Here is a 6,109-nt window from a genome sequence, read left to right as displayed (position 1 = left end):
CGGCACGACGATCGGGTCGGCGGCCGGCGGCGGCACGGGAGCTGCAGCGGCAGCGGGAGCGGCTGTGGCTGTAGCGAGGGGCTCGGCAGCGCTCACGTCGATCGGTGCGCAAGCGGAGGCAGGAGCGGCCGAGGCCGGCGGCGGCACGGGAGCGGAGATTTCGGAGGTGGCGGCGGGCGCTGCGGGCGCCTCGGCCGGCGCCGGCGCGGCGGCGTCCTGCACGTCGATCTGCGACGGCTCGATCACGAAGCAGCACACGGCGAGAATGTCGTCGGCGTCGCACGTGGTGTCGAGCCACAGGTGCAGCACGTCGCCGCTCGACTGACGGCCGGCGACCTGGCCGAGGTTGCCCAGCTCTTCGGCGAGCAACGTCTGGTCCTTCTCGCCCACGCCGGTGAGCGTGACCTTCAGACGCGTCTGACCCGCGGGCACGGCGCTCGTCGGCGCGCCGCTCGCGTGCGCGGCGGGCTCGGCGGCGGCCGGTGCCGTGGAAGCGGCCGGCGCGGCGGCTGTGGCAGGAACGGCGGGTGCGGCAGGGGCGGCGGTTGCCGGCGCACCGCTTTCTTCGGCTGCGAGTTGCTGGAGCACCGCGCAGATGCGCGTCATCGCCTCGACGTCGGGTTCACTGGAGGCGCGGTAGGCATTCAGCTGTTGATGCAACACGTCTTTGGTTTCCAGGAAGGTGTCGACCATCTCGGTGCGCAACTGCAATTCGCCGCGACGCGCGCGATCGAGCAGGTTTTCCAGCAGGTGAGTGGTCTCGGTGAGCGCGGTAAAGCCGAACGTGGCGGCGCCGCCCTTGATCGAGTGCGCCGCGCGAAAGATCGCGTTGAGCTGCTCGTTGTCGGGCGCGTTGACATCGAGCGCCAGCAGGAGGTGCTCCATTTCTGCGAGCAACTCTTCGGCTTCATCGAAAAAGGTCTGGTAGAACTGGGTGATATCCACCGGTTTCCTCGTCCTAACTTGGTTGTGCCATCGACGCTGTCATCAGGCGCCGTCGCCGACGAGCGAGCCCACCACGTCGACCAATGCCTCGGGGTCGACCGGCTTGATCAGCCAGCCGCTGGCGCCCGCCTCGCGGGCCGCCGTCTTGTAGGCGCCGTCGACTTCGGTGGTGAGCACCAGAATGGGCGTCTGCGCGAATGCGTCGAGTTCGCGCAGCGCGCGAATGAGCGACAGACCGTCCATGCCGGGCATGTGCTGATCGGTCAGCACCAGATCGAACGCGGCATTGGAGGCCAGCGCCAGCGCTTCCTGGCCGTCGCGTGCGGTCGTCACGGCGTAGCCGGCCTCATCGAGCGTGGCCGCCAGGATCTGACGCATCGACGCGGAATCGTCGACGGCGAGAATCGTGTTGCGCAGTGCCTGCATGCGTCTCCTCTTGTCGGTTATCGTGCGCCGGCCGAGCCGGCCGGACCGGCCGGACCTGCCGGAGGCGCGGGCGGCGCGGGCACGGCCGGCACCGTCGGCAGTGCCGGCGGCTCGCCGCCCAGCGCGGCGCTCACCGCGTTTGCCCCTGCGCCGCGCGCGTTCGCGGCGTCGATCGTCGGCTGGTCGCCTTCGTGCTTGACCGACTGCTCGGCGCGCCGGTTGAGCACGATGATGCTGATGCGGCGGTTGATGGGGTTGTACGCGTTGTCGCGATCGAGCGGCACGGTCGAGGCGAGCCCCACCACGCGCAGCACCTTCTCGCCGTCGAGCCCGCCGGCGATGAGCTCGCGGCGCGAAGCATTCGCGCGATCGGCGGACAGCTCCCAGTTGCTGTAGCTCTTGTCGCCCTGCGCGTAGGCCGTGGCGTCGGTGTGACCGGACAGGCTGATGCGGTTGGGCACGTCGTTGAGCGACTTGCCGATCTCGCGCAGGATGTCGCGCATATACGGCTGCACCTGCGCGCTCGCGTTGGCAAACATCGGTCGGTTCTGGTCGTCGACGATCTGGATGCGAAGTCCTTCGGTCGTCACGTCGATGAGCAACTGCTTGCGGAACTGCCGCAGCGTCGGATTATTCTCGATGGCTTTTTCGATGCGCGCCTTGAGCTCACGCAAACGCGCCGCATCGGCGCGCTCGGCAAGCTCGGTGGTCGTGGCCTGGCGCGAGCGCACCTGATCGCCGCGCGACTTCTGTCCGTCGGTGCGCGTGGTGTCGGCGCCGCCGCCGGGAATCACGCCGGCGTTCTCCGCGGCGTTACGCCCGCCCGTGAGCGCGACCTTGAGCGGCGTGCGGAAGTATTCGGCAATGCCCGCCAGCTCCTTGCTGCTCACGGAGCTGAGCAGCCACATGAGCAGGAAGAACGCCATCATGGCCGTCATGAAGTCGGCGTAGGCAATCTTCCACGCGCCGCCGTGATGGCCGTGACCGCCCGCCTTGCGGCGCTTGACGACGATGGGCCGCTCTTCTTTCTCGCTCATTGCTGCCGCCCGTCAACGTGCCTTGACCTGCCGCACGTGCTCTTCAAGCTCGGCGAACGACGGACGGACGGTGGAGTACAGCACCTTGCGGCCGAACTCGACCGACAGCGCCGGTGCGTAGCCGTTCAGGCTGGCCAGCAGCGTGACCTTGATGCACTCGTAGAGCTTCACCGACTCGTTGATACGGTGTTCGATGAGCTGCGCGAGCGGCGAAATGAAGCCGTAGGCGAGCAAAATGCCAAGGAACGTGCCCACGAGCGCCTGCGCGATGAGCGCGCCGAGCACCGCCGGCGGCTGGTCGGCCGAAGCCATCGTGTGGACCACGCCCATCACGGCGGCCACGATACCGAAGGCCGGCATGGCGTCGCCGGTCTTCTGCAGGCAGTGCGCGGGCACTTCGCCCTCGTGGCGATACGTCTCGATTTCGTGATCCATCAGGTTCTCGATCTCGAACGCATTCATGTTGCCGCTGACCATCAGGCGCAGATAGTCAGTGAGGAATTCCATGATGCGCGGCTCGCCGAGAATGCGCGGGTACTGCGAGAACACGGGGCTCGAGGCCGGGTCTTCCACGTCGCCTTCGATGGCGAGCATGCCGTCCTTGCGCGCCTTGGCGAGCAGCACGTACAGGAGCGCCATGAGCTCCATGTACAGCTCCTTGGTGTATTTCGAGCCCTTGAACAGCATTGGCAGGGCTTTCACCGTCGCCTTGATCGCCTTGCTGTTGTTGCCCACGACAAACGAGCCGACGCCCGCGCCACCGATAATCAGCAGCTCGGTCGGCTGAAACAGCGCGCCCAGGTGGCCCCCGCCAATGACGAAGCCGCCAAAGACCGACGCCAGAACGATGATGTAACCAATGACGACAAGCACTGCCGGATACCTCTCGCAAAAATACGTCTACGGAAAATTGTCCTTCCTGTTCAGAGGGCTTAACGGCAGACACGCAGGGAAACTGTAGGGGGTGCGACCTCGTGACGTGGCCGCGCTCAGGCGGCAAGCGGGGAAATATCGCCGCCGGTCGCGGGCGACGCCGCGGCGGGCGCGAGATCGGCGGCGGGCGCGTGCTTTGCTTTGCGGGTCTTTCCGGCGCGCGACGGCGGTGCGCACAGCCCGCAAACGTACTGGCCATGCGGCTCGTGCGCGTGCGTGACGAAATGGCCGCCGCAGCGCGTGCATGGCGTCATCTGCAGCATCTTGCTGTCGAAAAAGCGCACGAGCGTCCATGCCCGCGTAAACCCGAGCACCGCCTCCCATCCATGCAGTTCCACATGCTCGAGGTACAGGCGGTACGCCTTGACGATGGCTTCGATGCCCTGGCAGCCGCCGTACTGCACGAGGTGGCGGTAGATGTTGTGGAAAAGCGACGAGTGGATGTTCGGCAGCCACGTCACGAACCAGTCGGTCGAGAACGGCAGCATGCCCTTGGGCGGCGAGGCGCCCTTGAGTTCCTTGTAGAGCTTGATGAGCCGGTCCCGGCTCAGGCTCGTTTCCGCTTCCAGCAACTGGAGGCGGGCACCGAGTTCGATCAGCTCGATGGCCAGCTGAATCTCCCTGGCCTCGAGGACGACGCTTTTGGTACGCATATACAGGCTTCCTGGCTAGTCACGCGTGGCGCCGCCCCCTGGGGCGACGCGGCGCGTGTCGCGTGCTCAGCCGATCTGCTCGACGGGCTGGCCCGCCAGCAGGATCGAGGCGTGCGACTGCTGCATACCCACGTCTTTCGCGCCATGCGTGAGGCTCGAGAGGATTACGTGGTCGTCGAATCGAAATCGGCACAGGAGCTGGTTCGACCCCGCGAATTTGACGAGCTGAGCCAGAGTAAGACTGCCGAGCACGTCGGCCAGCTGATCGCTGATGCCCAGGCGGAACATCGCCGCCGCGCGATCCTCGCGGATCAGGCGCTGAGCCAGGACAAGGTAGGAGAGATTCAACTCGCGAATCTCATTCAGTGTTTCGCTGTTTCGCATGCGGCCCCCCGGCGCAATGGATTATCTGGCGGTACTACTGGTTTTACCCCCGCATTGTGGATAAAGGCGAAAGATAAAGAAATCGGAGAAAAACTACGGAAAATGATGAGAAAAGCGGAAGTTTTTTGTAGGAGTTTTTCCTACAGGACGGGGACGCACGTCCCCTGCGATGCGTTCGGAGCGAACGATCGGCGGCGGAGGGATGACGGCTTCATGAAAGCGTCACGAAGCTGCGCTCTACTACATGGCTGTATTTCGGCGGTCTGCCGCCGAACTTTAGCCGTCCTCGCAAAAATACTTGGGGGGCCTTCTGCCAGGACGTCTGGACCGTACTTTGCCAATCGAGCGGGCACCGTAACAGCGCAATTACAAACTGTTACAGGTCTGGTGCCGCGGCACGAATTCCAGGTTTGGAAGGAAAGCTCGGGTTGCGGTTCCCAGGGACTCGGGAAATCGACGTCAGGCCGCGCCCGCGGCCGGTGGCAGCGCCGAACCGGCGCGGCGGATGAGCACCGTGTGCAGGCACCACGAGAGGCCGCCGCACACCGCGATGACGGCGGCCATCGGCACCGCGGAGCGGGCGTGCAGTAGCCCGACCGCCGCACCGGCGCCTGCCGCCGCGAGGAACTGCAGCGCACCTAGCAGCGCCGACGCGGCGCCCGCGCGCTGGTGCTGTCGGTTCAGGGCTTCCGCGATCGCGTTGGGCTGCGAGAAGCCGAGGCTCGCGACGAAGGCGAAGAGCGGCACCATCAGCCCGGGTAGCCCGCCGAGACGCAGCGCCGCCACGCACAGCAGTAGCAGGCCGAGAATGGCGACGAGATTGTTGGTGCGCCGCAACACGTCGGCCGGACGGCGCGTGCGCAGCAGGTGCGCGTTGATCTGCGAGCCCCCGATGATGCCGCACGCATTGATCCCGAACAGCCAGCCGTAGTTCGCCGGATCGACGCCGTAGAGGTTGATGAAAACGAACGGCGAACCGGTGATGTAGGCGAACATGCCGGCCTGCGCGACGCCGCCCGCGAGCGCGTTGCCCATGAACTCACGATCGCGCAGCAGCACGCCGTAGTTGTGCCATGCCGTCGCGAGCCAGTTGCGTGCTCCGCGGGCCGCGGCACGCGTCTCCGGCAGCCAGTAGACGGACATCGCGAAGCAGAGTGCGCCGAAGGCGGTCAATCCCCAGAAAATCCAGCGCCAGCTCACGAAGAGCAGCAACTGTCCGCCGGCCAATGGCGCGAGGATGGGCGCCGCGCCCATGATCAGCGTCATGCGCGAGAGCACGCGCGCCACGGTGCTCGTATCGAACAGGTCGCGCGCCATGGCGCGTGCGATCACGAAGCAGGCGCAGCCGCCCACGGCCTGAACGAAGCGGCAGACGATCAGCGTCTCGATGTTCGGCGCCAGCGCGCAGCCGGCCGACGCCAGGGTGTAGAGCGCCAGTCCGGCGTAGAGCGGACGCTTGCGTCCGAACCGGTCGGCGAGCGGGCCGTGCAACAGTTGTCCCAGCCCCAGCCCGATGAAGAACGACGCGAGCGTGAATTGCGCCGCCGCGTCCGTCGTATTCAGTTCGCGCGCGATCGCGGGCAATGCCGGCAGATACATGTCGATCGACAGCGAGCCGATGGCCGACAGGATGCCGAGTACGAAGACGGTGCGGAAATAGTGGGTGGACATGATGCGGGCCTAGGGTAATCCCGAATGATACGGCATTGTCCCCGGTCTCGCCCAAACCTT

Annotated in this window: 7 protein-coding genes; all 7 read right to left on the bottom strand. The window is 66.1% G+C overall.

Features of this window, described 5'->3' with window-relative positions; translation table 11 throughout:
* The coding region (locus PNO31109_RS10365) for an Hpt domain-containing protein (protein ID WP_280525222.1) at positions 1-945 on the bottom strand (945 nt) is incomplete at its 3' end.
* Between the two features lie 42 nt (positions 946-987).
* On the bottom strand, positions 988-1,371 hold the full coding sequence (locus PNO31109_RS10360; protein ID WP_370750078.1) for a response regulator: 384 nt from the start codon (positions 1,369-1,371) through the stop codon (positions 988-990).
* A 17-nt stretch (positions 1,372-1,388) separates the two neighbouring features.
* Positions 1,389-2,408, bottom strand: a complete 1,020-nt coding sequence (motB, locus tag PNO31109_RS10355) for a flagellar motor protein MotB (RefSeq protein ID WP_150555514.1) — start codon at positions 2,406-2,408, stop codon at positions 1,389-1,391.
* Between the two features lie 12 nt (positions 2,409-2,420).
* Positions 2,421-3,281: a flagellar motor stator protein MotA gene (gene motA, locus PNO31109_RS10350; RefSeq protein ID WP_150555513.1), complete on the bottom strand. Its 861-nt coding sequence runs from the start codon at positions 3,279-3,281 to the stop codon at positions 2,421-2,423.
* A gap of 116 nt (positions 3,282-3,397) precedes the next feature.
* Positions 3,398-3,994, bottom strand: coding sequence for a flagellar transcriptional regulator FlhC (flhC, locus tag PNO31109_RS10345; protein ID WP_150555512.1), 597 nt, complete (start codon positions 3,992-3,994; stop codon positions 3,398-3,400).
* 66 nt (positions 3,995-4,060) lie between these two features.
* Positions 4,061-4,378, bottom strand: coding sequence for a flagellar transcriptional regulator FlhD (gene flhD / locus PNO31109_RS10340; RefSeq protein ID WP_023598340.1), 318 nt, complete (start codon positions 4,376-4,378; stop codon positions 4,061-4,063).
* A gap of 459 nt (positions 4,379-4,837) precedes the next feature.
* A complete protein-coding gene (locus PNO31109_RS10335; RefSeq protein WP_150555511.1) occupies positions 4,838-6,049 on the bottom strand; it encodes a Bcr/CflA family multidrug efflux MFS transporter in 1,212 nt (403 codons plus the stop codon).
* Positions 6,050-6,109 lie beyond the last annotated feature (60 nt).

Origin of the sequence: Pandoraea nosoerga (genome assembly GCF_902459585.1) — a bacterium.
Classification (GTDB): Bacteria; Pseudomonadota; Gammaproteobacteria; order Burkholderiales; family Burkholderiaceae; genus Pandoraea; species Pandoraea nosoerga.
Note: the sequence above shows the minus strand (reverse complement) of the source record. Positions and strands in the feature narration are given on the sequence as shown.

What these genes read in the sequence shown, in the direction of transcription:
- PNO31109_RS10360 (WP_370750078.1), bottom strand. Translation starts at nt 1,371, where the DNA reads ATGCAGGCACTGCGCAACACGATTCTCGCCGTCGACGATTCCGCGTCG.
- PNO31109_RS10335 (WP_150555511.1), bottom strand. Translation starts at nt 6,049, where the DNA reads ATGTCCACCCACTATTTCCGCACCGTCTTCGTACTCGGCATCCTGTCG.
- flhD (WP_023598340.1), bottom strand. Translation starts at nt 4,378, where the DNA reads ATGCGAAACAGCGAAACACTGAATGAGATTCGCGAGTTGAATCTCTCC.
- motB (WP_150555514.1), bottom strand. Translation starts at nt 2,408, where the DNA reads ATGAGCGAGAAAGAAGAGCGGCCCATCGTCGTCAAGCGCCGCAAGGCG.
- flhC (WP_150555512.1), bottom strand. Translation starts at nt 3,994, where the DNA reads ATGCGTACCAAAAGCGTCGTCCTCGAGGCCAGGGAGATTCAGCTGGCC.